General features: G+C 52.7%; 15 protein-coding genes and 1 other annotated feature. Of the genes, 6 read left to right on the top strand and 9 right to left on the bottom strand.

Features of this window, described 5'->3' with window-relative positions; genetic code table 11:
* Positions 1–76 precede the first annotated feature (76 nt).
* Positions 77–3,844, bottom strand: coding sequence for a DEAD/DEAH box helicase (locus tag CXIVA_RS05610; RefSeq protein ID WP_013977028.1), 3,768 nt, complete (start codon positions 3,842–3,844; stop codon positions 77–79).
* 152 nt (positions 3,845–3,996) lie between these two features.
* Between CXIVA_RS05610 and ftsH the strand changes: the two genes are divergently transcribed.
* Positions 3,997–5,808, top strand: coding sequence for an ATP-dependent zinc metalloprotease FtsH (ftsH, locus tag CXIVA_RS05605; protein WP_013977027.1), 1,812 nt, complete (start codon positions 3,997–3,999; stop codon positions 5,806–5,808).
* Positions 5,809–5,844: 36 nt separating this feature from the next.
* Here the strand turns inward: ftsH and CXIVA_RS05600 are convergent, their stop codons facing one another.
* Genes CXIVA_RS05600 through CXIVA_RS05590 form a run of 3 tightly spaced genes read right to left on the bottom strand, consistent with a single transcriptional unit; the run spans position 5,845 to position 7,931 of the window.
* A complete protein-coding gene (locus tag CXIVA_RS05600; RefSeq protein ID WP_013977026.1) occupies positions 5,845–6,570 on the bottom strand; it encodes a hypothetical protein in 726 nt (241 codons plus the stop codon).
* On the bottom strand, positions 6,567–7,568 hold the full coding sequence (locus tag CXIVA_RS05595) for a WYL domain-containing protein (RefSeq protein WP_013977025.1): 1,002 nt from the start codon (positions 7,566–7,568) through the stop codon (positions 6,567–6,569). The genes CXIVA_RS05600 and CXIVA_RS05595 overlap by 4 nt, the downstream gene beginning before the upstream one ends.
* A 39-nt stretch (positions 7,569–7,607) precedes the next feature.
* The gene (locus CXIVA_RS05590) at positions 7,608–7,931 is read right to left on the bottom strand and encodes an HIRAN domain-containing protein (RefSeq protein ID WP_013977024.1); all 324 of its coding nucleotides are present in this window, start codon (positions 7,929–7,931) and stop codon (positions 7,608–7,610) included.
* Positions 7,932–8,207: 276 nt separating this feature from the next.
* Here CXIVA_RS05590 and CXIVA_RS05580 point away from each other — a divergent pair, with 276 nt between their 5' ends.
* Positions 8,208–9,461, top strand: a complete 1,254-nt coding sequence (locus tag CXIVA_RS05580) for a response regulator (RefSeq protein ID WP_013977023.1) — start codon at positions 8,208–8,210, stop codon at positions 9,459–9,461.
* Positions 9,462–9,483: 22 nt separating this feature from the next.
* Here CXIVA_RS05580 and CXIVA_RS13355 read toward each other — a convergent pair whose 3' ends face one another.
* Complete coding sequence (locus tag CXIVA_RS13355; RefSeq protein WP_013977022.1) at positions 9,484–11,379, bottom strand: sensor histidine kinase; 1,896 nt, start codon at positions 11,377–11,379, stop codon at positions 9,484–9,486.
* Between the two features lie 195 nt (positions 11,380–11,574).
* On the opposite strand from CXIVA_RS13355, the gene CXIVA_RS05570 reads away from it, so the two are divergent.
* Entirely contained in the window at positions 11,575–12,990 is a 1,416-nt protein-coding gene (locus CXIVA_RS05570; RefSeq protein WP_013977021.1) for an extracellular solute-binding protein, read from the top strand.
* Positions 12,991–13,119: 129 nt separating this feature from the next.
* On the opposite strand, the gene CXIVA_RS05565 is transcribed toward CXIVA_RS05570, so the two are convergent.
* The 4 genes from CXIVA_RS05565 to CXIVA_RS05550 all read right to left on the bottom strand — a co-directional run bounded on the left by CXIVA_RS05565 (position 13,120) and on the right by CXIVA_RS05550 (position 18,801).
* Entirely contained in the window at positions 13,120–14,373 is a 1,254-nt protein-coding gene (locus CXIVA_RS05565; RefSeq protein WP_013977020.1) for an ABC transporter substrate-binding protein, read from the bottom strand.
* Positions 14,318–15,715, bottom strand: a complete 1,398-nt coding sequence (locus CXIVA_RS05560; RefSeq protein WP_013977019.1) for an MFS transporter — start codon at positions 15,713–15,715, stop codon at positions 14,318–14,320. The genes CXIVA_RS05565 and CXIVA_RS05560 overlap by 56 nt, the downstream gene beginning before the upstream one ends.
* A gap of 205 nt (positions 15,716–15,920) precedes the next feature.
* Positions 15,921–17,888: a methionine--tRNA ligase gene (gene metG, locus CXIVA_RS05555; protein ID WP_041727655.1), complete on the bottom strand. Its 1,968-nt coding sequence runs from the start codon at positions 17,886–17,888 to the stop codon at positions 15,921–15,923.
* Positions 17,889–18,192: 304 nt separating this feature from the next.
* Positions 18,193–18,801 (bottom strand): zinc ribbon domain-containing protein, encoded by a 609-nt coding sequence (locus CXIVA_RS05550; RefSeq protein ID WP_013977017.1) that lies wholly within the window; start codon positions 18,799–18,801, stop codon positions 18,193–18,195.
* A gap of 192 nt (positions 18,802–18,993) precedes the next feature.
* Positions 18,994–19,291: a binding site (T-box leader), on the top strand.
* Positions 19,292–19,382: 91 nt separating this feature from the next.
* Between CXIVA_RS05550 and tyrS the strand changes: the two genes are divergently transcribed.
* The 3 genes from tyrS to CXIVA_RS05535 all read left to right on the top strand — a co-directional run bounded on the left by tyrS (position 19,383) and on the right by CXIVA_RS05535 (position 22,253).
* Positions 19,383–20,606: a tyrosine--tRNA ligase gene (gene tyrS, locus CXIVA_RS05545; protein ID WP_013977016.1), complete on the top strand. Its 1,224-nt coding sequence runs from the start codon at positions 19,383–19,385 to the stop codon at positions 20,604–20,606.
* A 433-nt stretch (positions 20,607–21,039) separates the two neighbouring features.
* Positions 21,040–21,663, top strand: a complete 624-nt coding sequence (locus CXIVA_RS13350) for an SH3 domain-containing protein (protein ID WP_013977015.1) — start codon at positions 21,040–21,042, stop codon at positions 21,661–21,663.
* Between the two features lie 233 nt (positions 21,664–21,896).
* Positions 21,897–22,253, top strand: a complete 357-nt coding sequence (locus tag CXIVA_RS05535; protein ID WP_013977014.1) for a cupin domain-containing protein — start codon at positions 21,897–21,899, stop codon at positions 22,251–22,253.
* The last annotated feature ends 49 nt before the right edge of the window (positions 22,254–22,302 follow it).

Below are 22,302 nucleotides of genomic sequence, written 5' to 3'. Positions count from 1 at the left end.
TGCGGAAGTCATCCCGGAGAAGCTGACGCGCAAAACCCAGAAGCCGGCTCCTGAAAATGGCCGAACCTGCCTGCCGTCAGCGCAGCAGGTCCAGCAGTTCTTCTCTGGTCAGGCTTCCGATTCCCTCGGACTGACCGCTTAAAATCGCGTCCGCCAGATCTTTCTTGCTTTCCTGGAGTTTTACGATTTTTTCTTCAATCGTATCCTGGGCGATCAGGCGGTATACCGTCACCCGATGGGTCTGGCCGATCCGGTGGGCCCGGTCCGTTGCCTGATTCTGCGCCGCCAGATTCCACCAGGGATCGTAATGAATGACCAGATCCGCTCCCGTCAGATTCAGGCCGGTGCCTCCCGCTTTCAGCGAAATCAGGAAAACCGGCACCTCTGCCGACTCGTTAAAGGCGTGTACCAGGCGGATCCGCTCTTTTTTCGGTGTGGAACCGATGATTTTAAAGCAGGCTATGCCTGCTTTTTTCAGGTCTTCTTCCAGCAGCGCCAGCATCGACGTAAACTGGGAAAACAGCAGAATCCGATGACCGGCGTCCACTGCGCTCTGCACCAGGTCCCGGCACGCCTCCCGTTTGGCGGAATCCCCCCGGTAATCTTCCACCAGCAGCGCGGGATCGCAGCAGATCTGCCGGATTTTGGTCAGTTCCGCAAGAATCCGGATTCTGTCTTTTCCCGGCGTGTCCGATGGTTCTTCCAGCAGCTGCTGCATATGCGCCACCTGGGCGTCGTAAAGCCGGCGCTGTTTTTCTCCCATACGGGCAAAACGCACTTCTTCCAGTTTTTCCGGCAGTTCCTTCAGCACATCGGTCTTCAGGCGCCGCAGGACAAAGGGCGCCACCATCTGTTTTAACTGCTGCAAGGCTTCCGCGTCCTTGTATTTGGCTGCCGGCAGTTCAAACTCCCGGCGAAAGACCTCATAACTGTACAGAAATCCCGGCATTAAATAGTCAAAAATGCTCCAGAGTTCGCTCAGCCGGTTCTCAATGGGCGTCCCGGTCAGCGCAAACCGATGCCCGCTGCGGATGATCTTGACCGCCTTGGAAACCGCCGCCTGGGGATTTTTGATGTATTGTGCCTCATCCAGCACCTGTATGCCGAACCGGCAGTTTTCATACCTTTCGATATCCCGGCGCAGCAGCTCATAGGACGTCACATAGACATCCGCGTGGCTGGGGGCATTCATTGCGTGGATCTGCCGGTGCCGTTCCTTTTTCAGGCCGGATACGGTTACCACCGACAGAGAGGGGGCAAACCGCCGGAGTTCCTCTTCCCAGTTATAGACCAGAGACGCCGGACAGATGACCAGCGCCGGGCCCTCCGGCAGCCTGTGTTCCGCCGCTTCCTCCGGCCCGCCGGCTGCTGCCGGATCCCCGGTCCCTCGATTCTCTTCCGCTTCGAGCGCTCCGGGCGTTCCGGAAGTCTGTTCCTCCCGCAGGGCCTGCAGCACCGCAATCATCTGCAGCGTCTTCCCCAGCCCCATATCGTCCGCCAGAATGCCTCCGAATCCGGCCTGCAGCAGCGTGCGCATCCACTGATATCCGGTTACCTGATAGTCCCGCATCACCGCTTTTAAGGATGCCGGCACTTCAAAATCCGATTCTTTTACCGTCTTGAAATTCTTCACCAGCCGCCGGAATCCCCGGTCCCTGTCCGCCGCGATCTCTTCGTGGGATTCCAGCATTTTATCCAGGTACAGCGCCCGGTACAGGGGAAGATGCATCTTTCCCTTCACAAATTCCCCCACGGAAATGTTCATCCGGTCCAGCATGGCCGCCAGCCCCTCCAGGGACTCGCTCTGCTCCAGTTCAATAAAGTCCCCGTTCTGCAGCCGATGATATTTTTTCTTTTTGCGGTAGCTGTCCAGCAGACTCAGCAGTTCTTCCCTGCTCAGATCTTCCGTGGAAATCTCCAGATGCATCAGATCGCTTTCCACAGACACTCCCACACGGATCTGGGGAATCCTGCGAATCCGCATACGCTGAAACGCATCTGTGCCGGATACCTCCCCGTAACGGGACAAATCGCGAATTCCTGTATCCAGGATACGGTAAATGCTGTCATCCTCCCGTTCCGCTTCGTACTGCCCCTTTTCTTTGGAATACGCGGGAAAATACTGACGCACCGTCTCCAGCACCCGCTGCTCCTGTTCCTGATCTCTGCCGGAATTGCGCTGCTCCTCCTGCTCCGGGCCCATATCAAAAGTCTCTCCGGCGTAGGAAACCCGGCACCTGCATGCCACTGTCTTTTCTTCCGCGTCCAGATAGAAGGAAAATTCCGCCTCCGGCGGCAAATACGGCTCAATGGCTTCACTGTCTTCGGTTACTGTCACGCAGGGGTTTTCCTCCAGTTCCGGAAGAATCCGGTAATAAAATTCCGCCAAGGCCTTCTTCCCCACATGGAACTGTATCCTGCCTTCTGATCCGGCTTCCAGCAGCGGCTGCAGGGACTGATACACTGTGTCCTCCATGCGGCTGAGCACGTCTCCTGCCACAAAATACCGGTATTTCCGTCCTTCCAGCAGTGTCGGAACCTGTCCGCTCACCGTAAGGCCGGCAAATTCCCCGTATTCATCCTCCAGAGGCTGTACCCGCAGTGTGATTTCCGGTTTTTCCGCCTCCAGCCGCAGAGCCTTTTCCTTTTTCGCGCTGTTTTTATCCTGCCAGGGGATCCGCATCCCCAGGGCCTGATCATAGAATTCGTCCAGGGTCTCTCCCTGCAGCTGCAGAGATTTGCCAAGGCGCAGTTCTCCCCCATAATAATACCGGTCACCCTGCAGGCTCTGATTCAGGAGCTCCATGCTGCGCACCTGGCCTTCGATCAGATCGTAAAACTTTCGGGACCGGGGATCGAAGGACTCCAGGGCGAAATCAATACTTCTGGTTTTTCCCAGCTTCATGACTGATCTGCCTCTGCATGCCTCCGTCAGTTCCGTCAGATTTTTCACTACATACATGCGGTCGGAACCAATCCGGAAGGTCAGCTGCCAGTTCTCCCCTTCCTGAAGGATCCTTGGCTCCAGCAGGATATCTGCCCGGCGCTGCGCCTGCTCCTCCGCGTACTGTGCATAATGCCTGCTGCCAAACGCGGACAGCAGACGGCTGGCCGTGCGGTCTGTCGCGTCCCCCGGATTATGCTCCTTCAGATAGCGGTCCAGCACCTGCAGCAGCGCGGCCTCATGCGGGCAGACGGAAGTGTCCGTCTCCATCAGATATCTCCTGGCGTCATCCGCGTCGGGCGCAAAATAAACACTTCCGCAGCAGTCGCATTCCATGCTCAGCACATGCCGCCGGTCAAACAGGATGTTGGCGTTTTCCCGGAAATATCCGTTTCTGACATATCCGCGGATCCGTCCTGTCTGCACCTCTTTTCCCTGAAAACTGCGGTAAAAGAAGCGGGGCTGTTCCACGGTGATGCTGCCGCTTCGCATAAGATCGCTTCCCCGGCGCCAGACATCCGGGTACAGAAGCAGGTCCGATGTGATTCTGCTCAGGCGGTAATACTGCTCCCTGCCTTCGTCGGAAAACGGATGAAACCGTTCTCTTTCCAACTCCTCCTGCGGAATCCCCCGTTCCACTTCCCAAGCATAGAGCACGGCCGCCATATGGCGGCAGGTGCCTGTTTCCCGCGCCTCACTGCAGACGCAGCTCATCACCGGCCGGCCGCCTGCCAATCCTGAGATCTGTACCAGGTAAACCTTCGTTCCCAGTACCCGGGCCATGCAGCTGTCCTCCGACGCAATCAGTCCCTTGACTCTTCCGCTTCGCATACATTCTTTTCCCTGCTCCAGCTGCCGGTCTGAAAAAAGAGCGCGCCATCCGCCTTCCAGTGTCTGCATATTTTTCGCCTTTCCGATAATTTTATAAATATATTATTTTATAATACGTCAATTTATAGTATATTGTCTATACTATGTATGTGTCAGATACCGTGTTTCACACGCTATCCATACGGCTGCGGATGCAGTTGATAAAGGAGGTTTCAATTTTCATGAAAGAAGTGAAAAATCCCAGACGCCCCATGCTCTACTACTGGGGCCTTGTTCTTCTGATCCTGCTGGTTTTGAACATCGCTGTGGTTCCGCTGATGCGGCAGCACAGTGTCAGGGAGGTCGGCTATAACACCTTCATCAGCATGACAGACAAACATGAGATCAAAGAAGTGGAAATCCAGAGCAATCAGATCCTGTTTACCGATGCCGACGGCAATTATTACAAAACCGGTCTGATCAGTGATGAAAATCTGGTCGACCGCCTGTACCAGTCCGGCGCGGAATTCAAGAGCGACATCCAGCAGCAGATGTCACCTGCCTTAAGCCTTCTGCTCTCCTGGGTCATCCCGATCGTCCTCTTTCTGCTGCTGAGTCGCTGGGTATCCAAGCGCATGAACGACCGGATGGGCGGCGGCGCCAATTCCATGATGTTCGGCATGGGCAAAAGCAACGCCCGGGTCTATGTCCAGTCCACAGAAGGCATCCATTTTTCCGATGTGGCCGGAGAAGATGAGGCAAAAGAGAACCTGACCGAAATCGTAGATTACCTGCACAATCCGAACAAATTCAAATCCATCGGCGCCAGCATGCCGAAGGGCGTCCTCTTAGTCGGCCCTCCCGGTACCGGCAAAACCATGCTGGCCAAAGCTGTGGCCGGCGAGGCCAATGTACCCTTTTTCTCCATGTCCGGATCGGAATTTGTCGAGATGTTTGTAGGCATGGGCGCCTCCAAAGTCCGTGACCTGTTCCGTCAGGCCAAGGAAAAAGCGCCCTGCATCGTATTTATTGACGAGATCGATGCCATCGGCAAAAAAAGAGACGGGCAGTTCTCCACCAACGATGAGCGGGAACAGACCCTGAATCAGCTGCTGACCGAAATGGACGGCTTTGAGAGCAACAGCGGCGTCATCATCCTGGCCGCCACCAACCGCCCCGAATCCCTGGATCCGGCGCTGACCCGTCCGGGACGTTTTGATCGCCGTGTACCGGTAGAGCTTCCGGATCTCGCGGGCCGGGAGGCGATCCTCCGGGTTCATGCCAAAAAAATCAAACTTTCCGACAATGTGGATTTCCAGCAGATCGCACGGATGGCCTCCGGCGCTTCCGGCGCCGAGCTGGCCAATATCGTCAACGAAGCCGCTCTGCGGGCGGTCCGCAGCGGACGTCCCTACGCGACCCAGGCTGACCTGGAGGAAAGCATCGAAGTCGTGATTGCCGGCTATCAGAAAAAGAATGCTATCCTGACCAAAGAAGAGCGTCTCACCGTCTCTTACCACGAAATCGGACACGCTCTGGTGGCCGCTCTGCAAAGCCACTCCGCGCCTGTTACCAAAATCACCATCATTCCCCGCACTTCCGGCGCGCTGGGTTATACCATGCAGGTAGATGAAGGCAACCATTATCTCTATACCAAAGAAGAGCTGGAAAATAAAATTGCCACATTTACCGGCGGCCGTGCCGCGGAAGAGCTGGTATTCGGCACCATATCCACCGGAGCGGCCAATGATATCGAACAGGCGACCAAGCTGGCCCGTTCCATGATCACACGCTACGGCATGAGCGATGACTTTGACATGGTCGCCATGGAAACTGTGACCAATCAGTATCTGGGCGGCGACGCCTCCCTTGCATGCTCTGCCGAAACCCAGACCCAGATCGACCGGCAGACCGTGGCACTGGTGCGGAAACAGCACGAAAAAGCCCTGGGCATTCTTCGCCAGAACCGTCAGAAGCTGGACGAACTGGCCCGGTATCTCTATGTAAAAGAGACCATCACCGGCGAAGAATTCATGGAAATTCTGAACAAATAACTGATTATATTCAATTTTTTCTGCAGAATACCCGGATCACGGTTCCTGATCCAGGGTGTTCTGCAGTTTTTCTTTTGCGGTACGGTAAAGATTCGGATAGGTCTCGCGGACATATTTCGCGTTGGCCGTGTAATTCAGCATCAGAAGCCGCAGCACTTCTGAAAAATCATCATTCAGATGCAGGATATCCTGTTCCGTCAGCTCCTCATAGGCTCCCCGGAGATTGTATTCATCGATCAGATGAAACAGCCCCCACAGAAGGTCCGTAAAATGCTCATGCTCCATCAGCAGGGAATTGGAGGACAGCACCAGAAGCGCCATCTGCCCCTCTTTGATCAGCTCCATGGACCGGGTATAGCTGTCCGCGGTCAGACACACGCGGATCTGCATCCCGTTGATCCGTTCCCACTGCGCCTTCAGATCCTTCTCATGCTGGCAGCGGAACACCATAATCGCCCGCAGGGTCTCCTTCTGCTCAGAAGCATCCACTATAATACGGATCAGGCGGGTGCCCATCTCTGTAAAAAACGTGCTGGTCAGCATCCGGGTCTTTCTTCGCCGGTCTCTGCGCTCCTGCTCATTGATCAGCTCTCCCACCACCAGGGTCGCCACGGCAATCGTCACCGGCATAAAGGCAAAGTCCTGCAGGATATAGAAGGCTGTGTTTCTGGTGTCGTGAAAAATTGCGATCTGCAGACTGTAGATCCCGACGGAGAGAATGATCAGCAGCAGAACGATATGTCCCATTTTCTTTTTATTCATGTTTCCTGTTCTCCATACTGCAGGGACAGCCTGCGGATTTCATCTTTTACCTGTGTTATCACGCTGTCCGGCCCCGTGATGCGGGCGCCCTCTCCCAGCGCCATAATCCACCCCAGGAACTGGCGGCTGACTGCCACTTTTACCCGGACCTGGAAGTGTCCCTCATCCACGGGCCGCATGGTGATATCCTGCCCAAAGCGGTCAATCATCACACCTGCCAGTTCGTTGACGCACTGAATTGTCACCGTCTCCTCCTCCCCGGCAAACATTCCAAAGGTCTTTTTGGCATAATCCCCCAGATGAAAGGAGCGGAATCTGGCCACGCCTTCCCGGCGTCTGTCCTCCATTGCGATACGCAGCATTTTGTCCACGCGGAAATGCTTGATTTTGTCCTCTTTGCTGTCATAGGCCACCAGGTAATAGTTCTCGTCATCCCAGGACAGCGCCCAGGGGCTGACAACATAGCGCTCCCCATTATGACGAAGCACCTGCTCTTTCCGTACGTTCCAGTTGAAATACTGGAAGGAAATCTGGACATTCTGCGCAATGGCCTCATGCAGCGCGTCCACGTTGTAATAAATGCTTTCGTTGTCGGTTTTGACCCGTCCGGAGACATACACCTGCCGCTGCAGCTGACTGGCTTCATACTGGCTGGCCAGCTGCTCGATCTTATGGATCAGCTGGTCGGATTTTTTTCTGGTCATGAATTTGGCCGATTCCACGGAATCTACCAAAAGCTTCAGTTCCGCCAGTTCAAACTGCCGCTCGCCCACATGATAACTGTAGGAATTGCCCTCTTTTTCTCCGATAATATCCATTCCGTACAGCTTCAGCTGCTCCATATCACTGTAGATGCTTTTGCGCTCTGCCCGTATCCCGTAGGCGGCCAGGGAAGAAATAATCTCCGACATGCTGATACTGTGGGTTTCATCTGTTTTTTCCAGGAAAATTTTTCTCAGGTACAGAATCTTGAGCTTCTGCAAACCGCTTTCTGCCATGCTGTATCCCCCTTTCTGCAAGATTCTGTACCCATCATATCACAGATCTTCTTCTGCTTCATCCACCATATACAGCTCGCAGATCACCCCCGCAGGCGTCACATAGCGGATGATCCCCGCAAAGGTGTCTCCGATCTTGTCGTAAATCCGGCCGGCGCTCATGGATTCCCCCTGTACTGTACCTGGGCTGTTGGCCACGTATCCCACTTTGCCCAGTCCCGGCATTTCCACACGGATGGCCTCCGCATCCGCCGGGTTATCCGGTTCCTTGATCAGTGTGACGTGCATCCCCGGTTCCATAAATTCCGAGCCGAAATAATAGCTGGTTCCCGCGATTGTAAAATATATTCTGTCCTTTTTCATACGAACCCCTCCAGTCTGTTTTCTTCTGCAGGCGGCAATCCCGCCTGCGCCTCCTGGATCCTCTTTCTTTTCGGATCCTCTTTATTATGCAGAAAACCGAGGGTCAAAATCCGGTCTCCACTTTCGAAAATACATTCGGCGAATATATATTCGATATCCTGCCGGCGTTTTCTTCGGCTTTGCGGATGCATCCGCTTGCGAAACTGCTTCAGATTCGTTACTATAGGTGAGAACAGGGCAGGGCGGACAGTTCCCTGCCGTTTCGGGAGGCATCAGATGGAATATTACAAACTCATGCTGTTGGATGATGAAGAAATCGTTCTGATGGGCATTCAGAAAACTTACCATATGGAGGACTACGGCTTCACCCTGGCGGGATGCTTCAGCAATCCGCAGAAAGCCCTGGATGCCGCAAGTGAAATACGTCCGGATCTGATTATTACCGATATCCGCATGCCCCGGATGAACGGGCTGGAATTCTCCGAACAGGTCAGAAAACGGCTGCCGGACACCGAAATCGTCATCCTCTCCGGCTATGATGATTTCTCCTATGCCCAGACCGCCGTCAAAATCGGCATCAGCGACTATCTGCTCAAACCGATCAAAAAAGAAGATTTTTCCGCCATGCTGACCCGCATGCACCGGCGGATCGAAGAAAAACACACCCTTCTGGAAAATGTATGCAACCTGCGCAAAGTGGCGGAATCCAGCGTCGGCGAGCTGAAGAATTACTTTTTCCTGGAACTGGCCGAGGCTCCGTTCCACGACAATGCCAGGATTCACTCCCTGTACCAGTCCTGCGGCCTGGATTTTCAGGATTCGCCCTTTCTGCTGGCTAAATTCGACTATACCGAGGCTTCCTTCTCCGAAGATACCATGACCGCCCTGGGCCGCCTGGAGCAGCAGATCAGCGCCGAGCTGGAACCCTTCGGCACCCTGGAAACCTTCCAGAATGATGAATATATGTTCTTTTTCCTGTATGACATCCTGCAGGATCTCTACGATGCCATCCGGGAAACCCTGCTGGATATAGAGGCGCAGGCCCGGGCCGGGGAAATTGACATCACGGTGGGCATCAGCGCAATCCACCAGGGCATGGAATCCCTCTATGCCGCCAATCTGGAATGTGACAAATGGCTGAAAACAAACAGTTCCACACACACTGCCGGCTCCCAGAACACTGCCGCCGGCAGTGCTCCTGACGCCTCCGCGCCCTCGAAACTGGTCAGCGCGGTCCTGTCCTATATCGAAGAACACTTCTGCGAAAACATTTCCCTGGCCAGCACGGCAGAAGCCGTGGCCATCAGCAAAACCTATCTGTGTGATATTTTCAAGAAAGAACTGGGCATGACCTTTGTCAATTATGTCACGAATCTGCGCATTGAACGGGCCAAAGAACTGCTGGCCGATCCGACGCTGAAAATGTATGAAATCTCCAGCGCCGTCGGTTTCAATGACTACACCTACTTTTCCCAGATCTTTAAGAAACGCACCGGCATGACCCTGTCCGAATACCGGAAACGCTACTGAAAGGAGCCTCCGGATTCCTGCTTTATTCCCCTTCTTTCGTCTTTTTCGGCAGGCGCACCCGGCAGATGGTCCGGTTCTCTGTCTTCTCATAACTCAGGCCGTACCGCTCGCCGCACAGAATCTTGATCCGGCGGTTGATATTCTGTACGCCGTACCCCTCTTTCTGAAAGACCAGAATCTCATTTTTCTTCGGATGAAATGCCAGAAGCCGCTCCATTTTCGCCAGGTCAATCTCGCTGCCGTCGTTGGTCACGGTGATCACCACATCCGCGCCGATGTCCAGTTTTACTTCAATCCGGCCGCCGTCCTCCTGCAGATCGATCCCGTGTTTCAGCGAATTTTCCACAATCGGCTGCAGAATAAACCGGGGCAGGAACAGCCGCGGCATCGGATCCGGCACCAGGATTTCATAATCCAGCCGCTTTCCGTAGCGGAACTTCTGCAGCACCAGATAGCTGCTGATATACTGAAATTCCTGCTCCAGGCTAATAAAGGAGCTGTTGTTGCGGATCAGGCTCAGCCGGAAGGTATCCGACAGCGCCGTAACCATCCGGCTGATCTCATCCTCCCCGTTGGCCAGCGCCATCCAGTTGATGGAATCCAGGGTATTGTACAGGAAATGGGGATTGATCTGGCTCTGCAGCAGTGCCAGTTCCGCGTCCTTTTTTTCCAGATCCTTGACATAGTTTTCCCGGATCAGCACATTCAGCCGCTCAATCAACTGCTCATAGGAACGATAGATATTTCCTACCTCGTCCTCTCTGTTTTCATAACTGTGGAGCGCTTCTTCCGACAGGCTTCCCGCTGTCTGCACCAGTGTCAGCTGCGCGCCCACATCATTTTCCGCGCTCTCCCGATAGTGATCCATCAGATCCGACAGGTCATTGATCGGACGGGCCATGGCCCTGGCATTGAACCGGGAGACAAACAGCAGAAGGAATACGATGCCTGCGGTCAGAAGTGTCAGCTCCAGCGGCAGCAGACCCGCATAGTTGTCCACCTCGCTCATCGGCGTCACCATATAGATCTTCCAGCCTCCGGTATCCAGATTCTGGCAGGACACCAGATAACGGACATTTTTTTTACGGACAATCTCCGTGGTCCCCGGCCGCACCGCCGACTCTTTCAGGATTTCGGAATAATCCCGGCCGGCGCTGTTTCCCGCCACCATTTGGCGGCCGGCGTCATATACCATAATATTCGCAGTCTTTCCCCAGGTGCTGGTATCCCAGATATTCTTCAGATACTCCTTGGAAATATAGATAATCACATATCCCAGCTGTGTGTCATAATCCGACATGCTGTAGATCGGGCGGGCAAAGGCCAGCTGATTGCCTGACTGGGGGGTCCCGTTTGCCAGCACCGGGGTCTTTTCCGCGTTGCGGTCTGCCAGCGGAAACCAGTAATAGGGCTGCAGGCCGGACAGAAGATCCCGATACCACCATTTTTTCTCAATATTTCTGTAATAGGACAGATTGCTGAAGGCCCGCTCCGTCGAATAGACCGTATGATCCATCCCGGTCACCACCACGCTGTCCACAAAGTCCCGGTTTGCCGCAAAATTGTTGATATAATACGCCACCTTGTCATTGGCCAGATAGCGTTTTCCGGACAGTTCCTGTTTCAGCAGGCTCTGAATCGAAGAGTTATAATAGATCTCCTGGGACACAGTCCTGGTTTCCTCCAGCACAACGGACATCTGTTTGTTGATTTTCTGCAGTTCGGAGGTCTGCCGTTCCCGCAGTGTCAGATGGTAGCTCTTCTGCAGAAATGCCATGGAAATCAGCATCACTGTAATGAATATGGGAACCGCAATATAAACAAAAGACAGAAATATCCTGGTCTGGTACCGGGTTCTTCTCTTTGTGATCCGGCTGCTTTTCCGCTGCCGTCTGATTTGTTGTTTTCTCTGTTTCATAACAATCGCTGTCTTCCTCTTTTTTTCTGTCTATTTACTATAAGCCTTTTCGATCCGGAAAAACAAGGGTATAATTGCAGGAAGAGCATAACACCTATCACATCATGCACCGCCGCCGGTCTTTCCTCTGCGCTGCTCCGCGCATTTACGAAAACCGGCAGACGGATGTTTCCATTTCATCACAGGGAGATTTTCATGTATCCATCCATCCGCACCATTACCAGCCGTATCCTGTCGGTTCTGCTTGTCGCGGCACTGGCTGCCGCCCTTCTGATTCCTTCCATTCTGCAGAATCAGAAGAAGCCGCGTTCTGCTTCCGACAGCACCGTCCGCCTGGAAATCTGGACATTCTTTGATATGAACACGCCGGACAGTTATTACCGAAGCCTCTGGCAGAAACTGGCCGCCAGACACGGCTGGCAGGTTTCTCTGCGCACCTATTCCACCCAGCAGATCCGGGACAAGCTGAAAATTGCCGCCGCCGGCAAGGAACTGCCGGATATCTTTCTGGTATGGGGCGGCACTTATCCGGACTATCTGTTTGACTCCAATGCCTGCACCACTGTCCAGCGCTATCTGGAGACCGCGGATTTCACTTTCAAAGATTCCTATGTCCGCACCTACAAGGGAAACAATTTCATCATCCCCTGTCTCCCGGAGGCTTACGGCGTCACCTATGCCAACACCGCGCTGATGAAAAAACTGCACCTTTCCATGCCTGAGACCTGGGAGGAACTTCTGGACTTTGTCCGGTCGGTAAACCGTTACAACCAGAAGCACGGCACCCACTATGCCGCCATCGAACTGGGCGACAAAGACCAGTGGCTGGGAGAGCTGCTGTACTGCACTATCGCCAACCGGCTGGATCCGGAGGCTTATGCCCGTCTTGCCGCCGGAGACACAGCCGGCAGCAAAGCCCTCCTGAAGCAGGCCGCCCGGATGGTACAGGAACTGGCAGACGCCGGCGCTTTTGAAACAAATTATACGGAAATCGGCGAAGTGGAATCTGTGGAAAATTTAATTCAGGGAAAAGCCCTGCTGCTCCCCCATCAGTCCACCATTATTTACTATCTGATGAAACACATGGGGCAGAACGGCTTCCGTGTCCATCCGTTTCCTTCCTGCGCGGACTATGCTGTCTCCGACGGACAAAGCTCTTCCAGGGAATCAGATTCCTCCGCTTCCGTCACTTCCGACAGCTTCCGGAACCAGATTCTGGATATCAACCATACCCTGACTCCGGGGCTGTGCATCAGTTCCGCATCGGACTATCAGGACGAAGCGGCAGACCTGTGTCTGGAATTTGCCCGTGAAGTCAATCGAATCAATGTCACCAAATACGGCTACCTGAATATGACCACGGAAAACCTTTCCCTGCCGGATCATCTGCCCGCACCGGTCCGCCAGCTGCATGAGCTTACTGATCATCCGAAAAAGGTTTCCCCGCTGATGTATGCGGTACTGCCTTCCACCTCGGCCGAACACTGGCGCTCTTCCACACGGAAGCTCCTGGCCGGAGCGTCGGAACCTGAGCAGTTTGCGAAAGACGCGGTCAGCACCCTTGCCGCCGCAGAACAGACCAAAGGAAACTACGACAGCCCGGGCAAATAGTCCTGCGCCGGACGCATTTCCCGCAGAAAAAATTAACGGCACAGCCAGGCTGCACACCCGGCTATGCCGCTTATTTCAGGGATTAGACATCCCTTAGGGAAGCCCCCTTTGGCTCTTCCCTTTTCTTTCTCAGGACGCCAGTTCCGCGTCCGTCTGTAAACCTTTAATTGTTCCGCTGGATATGATCTTCTGTTCCCAGGTCTTATTGACCCGGTCATAGATCCACTGTCCGGTGGCCAGCGGCTGTACAGAACAGTGATCCGAATTATAGGATACCTTTCCGATCACTGTGTCCAGATTCAGACGTTCCGCTGCTTTCCGCAGCTTGTCTGTATTTAAGGAACCTGCCTGTTTCAACACTGCATAGAGCAGTTCCACATTGGCATAATCATACCCTGCGGTCGGAGGCACCTGTTTCTGTCCTGTCACACGGGTAAATTCCCGGCCCAGCTCCTTACAGCTCATCTGATTGATGGATGAATGATAAGGAAACTGCGGCGTCCACCATACCTCGGTACAGAGGTTTTCCACCCCCAGCTGCTCTATATCCTGGGAAAACAGGGCGGCTTTTGCCACTGTCATCAGACGGATTTTCGGCAGATACCCTTCTTTCTTAAGCTGCAGATAAAAGGTACGGAAATCCCCCGTAGACATAGCGCCTGCCAGGATCTCTATCTTCTGGGTTCTTAAATTGCGGATGATATTGCTGAAATCCGTCTGCCCGTTCTGATAGGCGCCGGGATCATAGGCGACATATCCGTTTTTTTCCGCGAACCGCGGCATATAGCGGATAATCGTAGAGCCCTCCGGATCGTTCGCGTGCAGCACACCTACCCGCTTATTCGTGGATGCCTGATCCCAGGCATTCCGGAAACTTTCCAGCTCACCTTCCGTACTGAATCCGGCATGATAGGAATACCGGTGCCGGGTCACTGCCCAGGTATCCGTCGGTGTATCCACGGACAGGCAGACCACGCCTTTTCTTTCACACACCTTGCTGACCGGCACGGTGGTGTCTGCGGTCTTTGACGTGATCATCAGATCCACGCCTTTGTCATCAATGAGATCTTCCGCCGCTCTTTTCGCGCCGGCTGCCTCGGAATTGGAATCCGCAGTAATCAGGCTGATGATGGCCGGCTGGCCGTCTATGGTCAGACCTGCCTCGTTTATCTGACTGACTGCGTAATTGGTCCATTCTTCCGAATACTCCCCAAAAGACTTATAGGTCCCCCGCTTGGGATATACAAATCCCACGCGGATGACCTTTGTCTTCTGGTTATTTTCCTGTATTTTCCTGACAGAACTTCTGCTGCTGCAGCCTGCCAGATTACCGAGCAGAACCGCCGTCAGCAACAGCGCCAGTATCTGCTGTGCCTTTTTCATCAGCTCCTCCAAGTTCTGCTTCCAGAGCTTTTAGTTTCTCTGTCTCACCCATCTGAACCAGATAATCTCTGTTGTATCTGTGCTCGTCGATCCGGGAGATCAGAACTACGTTGGCGATTGCCACTACTACAAACACCAGGTAAGCGTAACGGATCTGTCCGCCGGTTGCCTGCTGTACCATTGCGTTGATCAGGAACTGCATTGCGGTAACTGCACCCTGGATCGGGAAGATTACGCTGTTTACTTTATTGAATCCCTGACGTCCGAATACAGATGTCGGAAGGGATGTGGTAAAGTTTGCAGATCCGCCGATGCCGATGGCAATCATAAACAGTGAGATGTATACACACGGCATCAGGTTAGTGAAGTTTAAGATCAGCGCTGCTGCATACCAGATACCAAAACCGATCATGGTCTTCTTGGTTCCCAGTTTGTCATCTAATACACCGATGAGGAAAGATCCGCCCACACCGATCAGCGCAAGAACAGTCATGATGGACATTGCCTGCTGTGCGGAAAATCCGAGTTCTTCATTTCTTAATACCAGCTGGCTCATAACACCTACGGAACAGATCTGGAACAGTCCGGTGGTGATGGACGCAAGCCAGAGTTCCCGTTTGGACAGCAGTTTCTTTACCGTCCAGCCGCCGGTCTCATCTTCGTCATCCATGTCATATTCGCTTTTGAATACAGCATCGGATACGTTATCCGGGTTGATATGTCTCTCCTGCGGTGTGTCGCGGATAAACAGCATGCCTACGATACCAAGGATAATGATTGCCAGGGAGATCGGAAGTACACCTTTGCCGATCAGGAACCGGCTGATCAGAGCGGAGAAAATTACGCAGTAGAAAGCGGAACCAAGGTTATGACCCATGGTGGTATAACCCATAACCACGCCCTTCTTTTTCGGGAACCACTGTGCAACCAGAGCGCCGCCGCAGATATAACCGGCGGACATGATGCTGCCGGTAACGATGCACATGAATACCAGATACATGCCTACGCTGCTGGCATTGCAGACGCCATAGTAAGCCACACCGGCTGCTACACACAGAATACCGGACAGATACCGGGCACCGATCTTACGGTTGATCTGTCCCATTACAATAAAGAACACTACGCCGACCAGACCCGCGATGGAGTTCATCGTCAGCAGTGTGCTGTTTTCCACCCGGAGATTGGCCGCAATCGCCGGAACAGTTACATTGGAACCATCGTTGCACATGCCCACATAAAACCAGAACATGAGCAGACAGTAAATAATCGGGAACCATCCCGCACCGAAGTTTACGACAGAACTCTTGTTTCCGTCATCTGCTTTTGCTTTCTTCTGAAACACTACACATCCCTCTTTCTTCTACCTTTTCCTTTGAGTTACCTTTTTGTTTATAAATATTTTAGAAAAAAGAAGGGGAAAAATCTATGTGGTAAAATTTCGATATTATTTAATATATTTCGTAATTTTTTATATAAAAATCTGCCGGAGCAGAACGAAGCGCATGTTTCGTCCTGCTCCGGCAGTCCGGATCCGCCTCTTCAGAAGATCAGGCAATCTCCGCGCCGGATGGCATCGGTTTCTCCGGTGTCATCAAAGACAGATTGCCTTCCGCGTCTTCCGCGCAGAGCAGCATGCCTTCCGACAGCACACCTGCCAGCTTTGCCGGCTTCAGATTTACCAGTACCATGACTTTTTTGCCTACCATCTCCTCTGCGGAGTAGTATTTTTTAATTCCGGATACGATCTGCTTTACCTCACTGCCGATCCGCACCTGCGAGCACAGAAGCTTCTTGGACTTCGGCACTTCCTCGCATTTGACAATCTCGCCTACCTGGAACTGCATCTTGGTGAAATCATCAAAGGTAATCTCCGGTTTTGCCTCGATATCAATGCCTTCTTCCTCCGGCTCCTGCGGTTCCTCTTTCTGCTGGGCCGGCATCAGTTCCGCCACTTTTTCCATGACTTCCTTCATATCTTTTCGCGCGAAAAGGATCTCCGGCTGAGCTGTCACGGATCTGCCGCTTTCGTAGAGGCCGAACTGATTCAGCTCTTCAAAATCACGGTCGCAGCCATTGATCTGGGCAATGATTTTGTCCGCTGTCTCCGGCATAAAGCTCCGGATCAGCACTGCGCCGATATTGATGCTTTCGATCAGATGATACAGCACCGTGGACAGACGGTCTTTTTTGTCCTCCTCCTTGGCCAGTACCCAGGGTTCGGTTTCGTCAATATACTTGTTGCAGCGTTTGAACAGATTCAGCACTTCTGTCATCGCGTCTGCCACACGCAGATCCGCCATCTTGGCCGCCACCCGGTCGCGGGTTCCCGTCACTGCCTGCTTCAGATCCTCGTCTACGGCCTCTGCGGCGCCCTTGTCGGCCACCACACCGCCGAAGTATTTGTTGCTCATGGAAATGGTGCGGTTCACCAGATTGCCGATGGTATTGGCCAGATCGGAATTGGTCCGTTCCACCATCAGCTCCCAGGAAATCACGCCGTCATTTTCATAGGGCATCTCGTGAAGAAGGAAATACCGTACCGCGTCCACACCGAAAATCTCTGCCAGATCATCCGCATAGATGACATTTCCTTTGGATTTGCTCATTTTTCCGTTGCTCATCACAAGCCACGGATGGCCGAATACCTGCTTCGGCAGCGGCAGATCCAGCGCCATCAGGAAAATCGGCCAGTATATGGTATGAAACCGGATAATATCCTTGCCGATCAGATGCAGGTCCGCCGGCCAGAATTTTTGAAACAGATCGGAGGAATTCCCGTCTGCGTCATAGCCGATTTTTGTGATATAGTTCGTCAGCGCGTCCAGCCATACATAGACCACATGCTTCGGATCAAAATCCACCGGAATGCCCCAGGAGAAAGAAGTCCTGGATACACACAGGTCCTGCAGTCCCGGTTTGATGAAGTTGTTGATCATTTCATTCTTGCGGGATACCGGCTGGATGAATTCCGGATGTTCGTCAATGTATTTTTCCAGACGGTCCGCATATTTGCTCATTTTAAAGAAATACGCTTCTTCCTTCGCCATCTGCACCTCGCGGCCGCAGTCCGGGCATTTGCCGTCCACCAGCTGGGTTTCGGTCCAGAAGGACTCACAGGGCGTGCAGTACCACCCTTCATAGGCGCCTTTGTAGATATCTCCCTGGTCATACAGACGTTTGAATATCTTCTGCACCTGTATCTTATGGTCTTCATCCGTCGTACGGATAAAATTATCATAGGAAGTATTCATCAGATCCCAGATCCGCTTGATCTCTGCGGACATCTGATCCACATATTCCTTCGGTGTCACGCCGGCTTCTTCTGCTTTCAGCTCGTTTTTCTGGCCGTGTTCATCGGTGCCGGTCTGAAAATAGACGTCATAGCCTTCCTGGCGCTTGTAGCGCGCAATGGCATCTGCCAGCACGATTTCGTAGGTATTGCCGATATGCGGCTTGCCGGAGGCATAAGCAATAGCCGATGTAATATAATACTTTCCTTTACAGTTCTTACACATAAACTCTCCCCTGCAGTAATTATTCATACGAATGAGCCGCTTTTTGCAAAGCGATTCCGTCGATTGCACATGGTGTGCCGCAAAGTCCATCCCTTCCGGGCAGATCCTGACTTCCGGCACTGCACTCACATTATTATAAGATAGGAAAGAAAATCCCGCAAGACTTCTCCTGCGGGATTCCATGCCATGCGGCAGACGCTTCTGTTTCCGGAGTTCTTCCGCTCGGCTTATTCCGGTCCCGGTGTGTTGCGGTTCCGGCGTATTCCGGTTCTGCGGCGTCTGTTTTTCCGCCTCAGGCCTGCGCTTACAATTTCAGATTATCTGCTGCTTCCGTTTCTGCGGTTTCCGCGGCATCTGCCGCCGGCTCCGCGCTGTCTGCTGCCTGTTCTGCCGCCGGCTCCGCGCTGTCTGCTGCCTGTTCTGTCTTTGACGACGCAGCATCTGCCGCCTGTTCCGTCTCCGGCTCCGCAGTCTCAGCATCCAGGCCTTCCACTTCTTCCGCGGTCTCCGGTTCACCGTAAGTGCCATGACTGACGATTTCCGCTTCCACCCGTTCGGCCGGTTTTTCCAGTTTTACTCCACAGGATGTGCAGAATCTGTCACTTTCTTTTACCTGTGCGCCGCAGTTCGGGCATTTCATCACGCCCCGCACCTCATCCCGCTTTGCCTTCAGCTGCTGCAGCTCTTCCAGCAGCTCGCTGATTTCGCCGATCTGCTCAAACTCTGTCTCCGCATCTGCCTTGTGGGCTTCATAGTAAGCTTTTCCAATTTCCCGGTAAGCCTGGTTGATGGCGTTTTCTGTGTTTTTGATATCCACCGTATACTTAGCGGTATCTTTCAGCTCTTTTGTCTTGCTTACCCCCTTATCCGCAAGCGAAGAAATCGCGCTGCCGACTCTGTCCATAAATGCCATAATCCTGTCTCCTTCCTGTCTGTATCTGAACTCTGTTTCCGTCATAACGGCCTGCGAGGCGTCCGACACTGTCTTCATTATATAATGTCCCGTCGTTTTCACAATAAAACACCGGGAAATTTAAGGTTCTTTTAAGATTTCCCTCCCAGTTGACATTTACAGGAATACTCCGTATACTAGGATGCAATTGAATCAAAGGCGTTGAATGAAACAAGTAAGAACATATCAGAACTGACAGAGAGCTGCCGGCTGCTGAGAGGCGCGAGGGAGATATGTTCCGAATACCTTCAGGAGCTGTGCACCGAACCGTCCCGACGGACAGACCGTTTTCCGGCTGCCGTCCCGCATGCAGTAGGCTGCACCGGCATGCGGCCGTTATCCCGCAGGAGTATTCACCGTCTGCCGGACAGCGGATACTTGTTAAGGTCGGCAATGCGAGTTGCCGATGAATTAAGGTGGTACCACGTGGCATTTCAGCCTCGTCCTTTTGCAGGGACGGGGCTTTTTTCTTGCGCGGGGTCAGCCCGCCGCTTCCCTCCCTGCTCTGTTTCCAAATCAAAGCTAACTATGGAGGATGAACTATGACTTGTTATGATGAACTGGTTGCCCGCGGCCTCATCGCCCAGGTAACTGACGAAGAACAGATCCGTGATCTGGTGAATCATGGAAAAGCTACTTTTTATATCGGATTCGACCCCACCGCAGACAGTCTCCACGTCGGCCATTTTATGGCGCTGTGCCTGATGAAGCGCCTGCAGATGGCAGGAAACCGTCCCATCGCCTTGATCGGAGGCGGCACCGCTATGATCGGCGATCCTTCCGGACGTACCGATATGCGCCAGATGATGACAAAAGAGACCATCCAGCACAACGTAGACTGCTTTAAAAAACAGATGTCACGGTTTGTGGACTTTTCTGACGGCAAAGCGCTGTTGGTCAACAACGCGGACTGGCTGCTGGATTTAAATTATGTCGATGTACTGCGTGACATCGGCCCGCATTTTTCCGTAAACCGCATGCTGACCGCGGAATGCTACAAACAGCGTATGGAGCGGGGCTTAAGCTTCCTGGAATTCAACTACATGATCATGCAGAGCTATGATTTCTACGAATTATTCCGCACCTACGGCTGTAATATGCAGTTCGGCGGCGATGACCAGTGGTCCAATATGCTGGGCGGCACCGAGCTGATCCGCAGAAAGCTGGGGAAAGACGCCTATGCCATGACCATTACCCTTCTGCTGAACTCCGAAGGCAAAAAAATGGGAAAAACCCAGTCCGGAGCAGTATGGTTGGATCCGAATAAGACTTCCCCCTACGATTTCTATCAGTACTGGAGGAATGTGGGGGATGCGGATGTATTAAAATGTCTGCGTATGCTCACGTTCCTTCCTCTGGAACAGATCGATGAAATGGATCACTGGGAAGGCAGCCAGCTGAATCAGGCCAAAGAAATCCTGGCCTTTGAACTGACCAAGCTGGTGCATGGCGAAGAAGAGGCTCAGAAGGCCCAGACCGCTGCCCGGGCCATCTTCTCTTCCGGCAGCGCTGCAGACATGCCGGTTGCTGAGCTCTCGGAAAGTGACCTGAAGGATGGTTCCATTGATATCATGGGACTTCTTGTGGCTGCCGGCCTCTGCTCTTCCCGTTCCGACGCGCGCCGTACCGTTCAGCAGGGCGGTGCTTCTGTCAACGGGGAAAAAATCACCGACATCAACACTTCCTATACACCTGCCGATCTGCAGGCTGATGATTTTGTTCTGAAAAAGGGAAAGAAAAATTTCCGCAAAATCATCTATAAATAATTCTGCCTGCCTGAAACCCCGTATTCGAACCAGTCGGATACGGGGTTTTTCTTTCGTTTTTTATCGGATCCATCCGCCGGACCCCCGCTGTTCCCAGGAGGTTCCGCCCATTCCCCGCTATCTCTTCCCGGATTGCGGAAGAAGTTTGTGCAATTTTGCCAATGGTTTTTCCCTTTTTTCCCGGTCTGCACCGGAAGCCCTTGTCCTGCGCCGTCAGCTTTTCCTCATTTTTTATGTATACCCCACAATTTTCCTTTCTTTTTTAGTGCATACTGCACAATAAATTTGTGTTTCTTTGGGATTTTCATAACTTGACCTTTTGCTCACATCCATACTATAATGCAGACCGTAACAATTATGTAACATTTTTGAAACAGTTTTTGAAGTTTTTCTTAAAATTTTTTGAACTGCATACTTCATTGGAGGTTTAATCATGAAAAAGAGACTCGTCGTTGTACTGGGGGCAGCATTATCCCTTACCATGTGCACAGCAATCCCTGCATTCGCTAGTGAAGCGACCGCCAGTCGCGGTACTGTTACCGCCTCTTCTTTAAACGTACGTGCAGGCGCATCCACTTCCAACCGCATCGTCGGCGGACTGGATGAAGGCGATAAAGTTACTATTGTAGGAAAAACCAACGGTTGGTACAAAATCAAATATGACGGAGCTGCTGCATATGTAGCCGGCAATTATGTATCCACCAGCGGTTCCTCTTCCTCTTCATCCTCAGCATCCACCCGTTCCTCTTCCTGGAACGGCGCGGTATTAAACCGCACCAACGGTACCGTAACCGGACCGAGCGGAAAAGAGACCTATTACAACATGGATATGTCCAACATTGTCCGCATTATGCGCGCCAGAGGAAATAAGGGCAAATACTGGGTACGTAAGGACGGCGTCAAGATGCTGGGCAACTATGTCATGGTAGCAGCCAATCTGAACACCCATCCGAGAGGATCCCTGGTAGCAACCAGCCTTGGCACCGGCATCGTATGTGATACCGGCGGATTTGCGGCACACAATCCGAACCAGCTGGATATTGCAGTCACCTGGTAATCCCCGGCAAAATGCTGAAATCATAAAAAACTCACTTTCTCCTAAATTCCTTGTCTGACAAGGAACAAAAGGCAGACCGTACCTGCTGCTTATTCTGCAGTGTGTGCCGGTCTGCCTTTTTCAGCAGTGATTCCCTCATCTGCATTATTGCGTTGCGGTCCGCTTTCTGCTAACATCGAAATCAGAAATAAAAGTTTAACGATAGGTAAAGAAAATCAGAAAGAGAGGAAACCATGTATAAAAAACGTGAAAATATCAAGCCGATAATACTGGAACACATGAAGGGCGGAGAAAAATACGTACAAAAATTCTCCTCCATCGGAACCGATGATTTCACCGGCAATGCCGATGTCGTCGCCCGTCTGGTCCTTATCCCCGGGGCATCCATCGGTTATCACGAACACGTGGGCAATGAGGAGGTCATTACGGTATTATCCGGCAGCGGCCGCTGTACCGATGACGGCACGGTCTATACCCTGCGTCCCGGCGATGTGACGATTTGCCGGGAACATCATCAGCATGGAATCGAAAATCTTTCCGAAACGGAAGATCTGGTTCTGATGGCAGTTGTCATCCGGACAGAAAAATAGGTTCACCCGGGAAAGAGAAACCAGAAGCGGAGAGCATCTGCGCTCTCCG

This window comes from Clostridium sp. SY8519 (genome assembly GCF_000270305.1).
Taxonomy (GTDB): domain Bacteria; phylum Bacillota; class Clostridia; order Lachnospirales; family Lachnospiraceae; genus SY8519.
The sequence above is the reverse complement of the archived record's forward strand: the minus strand, read 5'-3'. Positions and strand labels throughout refer to the sequence as shown.

Bases quoted from the DNA above. Each gene is read 5' to 3' on its own strand.
- CXIVA_RS05580 (WP_013977023.1), top strand. From the start codon at position 8,208: ATGGAATATTACAAACTCATGCTGTTGGATGATGAAGAAATCGTTCTG.
- CXIVA_RS05535 (WP_013977014.1), top strand. From the start codon at position 21,897: ATGTATAAAAAACGTGAAAATATCAAGCCGATAATACTGGAACACATG.
- CXIVA_RS13355 (WP_013977022.1), bottom strand. From the start codon at position 11,379: ATGAAACAGAGAAAACAACAAATCAGACGGCAGCGGAAAAGCAGCCGG.
- CXIVA_RS05570 (WP_013977021.1), top strand. From the start codon at position 11,575: ATGTATCCATCCATCCGCACCATTACCAGCCGTATCCTGTCGGTTCTG.
- CXIVA_RS05565 (WP_013977020.1), bottom strand. From the start codon at position 14,373: ATGAAAAAGGCACAGCAGATACTGGCGCTGTTGCTGACGGCGGTTCTG.
- ftsH (WP_013977027.1), top strand. From the start codon at position 3,997: ATGAAAGAAGTGAAAAATCCCAGACGCCCCATGCTCTACTACTGGGGC.
- CXIVA_RS05550 (WP_013977017.1), bottom strand. From the start codon at position 18,801: ATGGCATTTATGGACAGAGTCGGCAGCGCGATTTCTTCGCTTGCGGAT.
- metG (WP_041727655.1), bottom strand. From the start codon at position 17,888: ATGTGTAAGAACTGTAAAGGAAAGTATTATATTACATCGGCTATTGCT.
- CXIVA_RS13350 (WP_013977015.1), top strand. From the start codon at position 21,040: ATGAAAAAGAGACTCGTCGTTGTACTGGGGGCAGCATTATCCCTTACC.
- tyrS (WP_013977016.1), top strand. From the start codon at position 19,383: ATGACTTGTTATGATGAACTGGTTGCCCGCGGCCTCATCGCCCAGGTA.
- CXIVA_RS05590 (WP_013977024.1), bottom strand. From the start codon at position 7,931: ATGAAAAAGGACAGAATATATTTTACAATCGCGGGAACCAGCTATTAT.
- CXIVA_RS05600 (WP_013977026.1), bottom strand. From the start codon at position 6,570: ATGAATAAAAAGAAAATGGGACATATCGTTCTGCTGCTGATCATTCTC.
- CXIVA_RS05595 (WP_013977025.1), bottom strand. From the start codon at position 7,568: ATGGCAGAAAGCGGTTTGCAGAAGCTCAAGATTCTGTACCTGAGAAAA.
- CXIVA_RS05610 (WP_013977028.1), bottom strand. From the start codon at position 3,844: ATGCAGACACTGGAAGGCGGATGGCGCGCTCTTTTTTCAGACCGGCAG.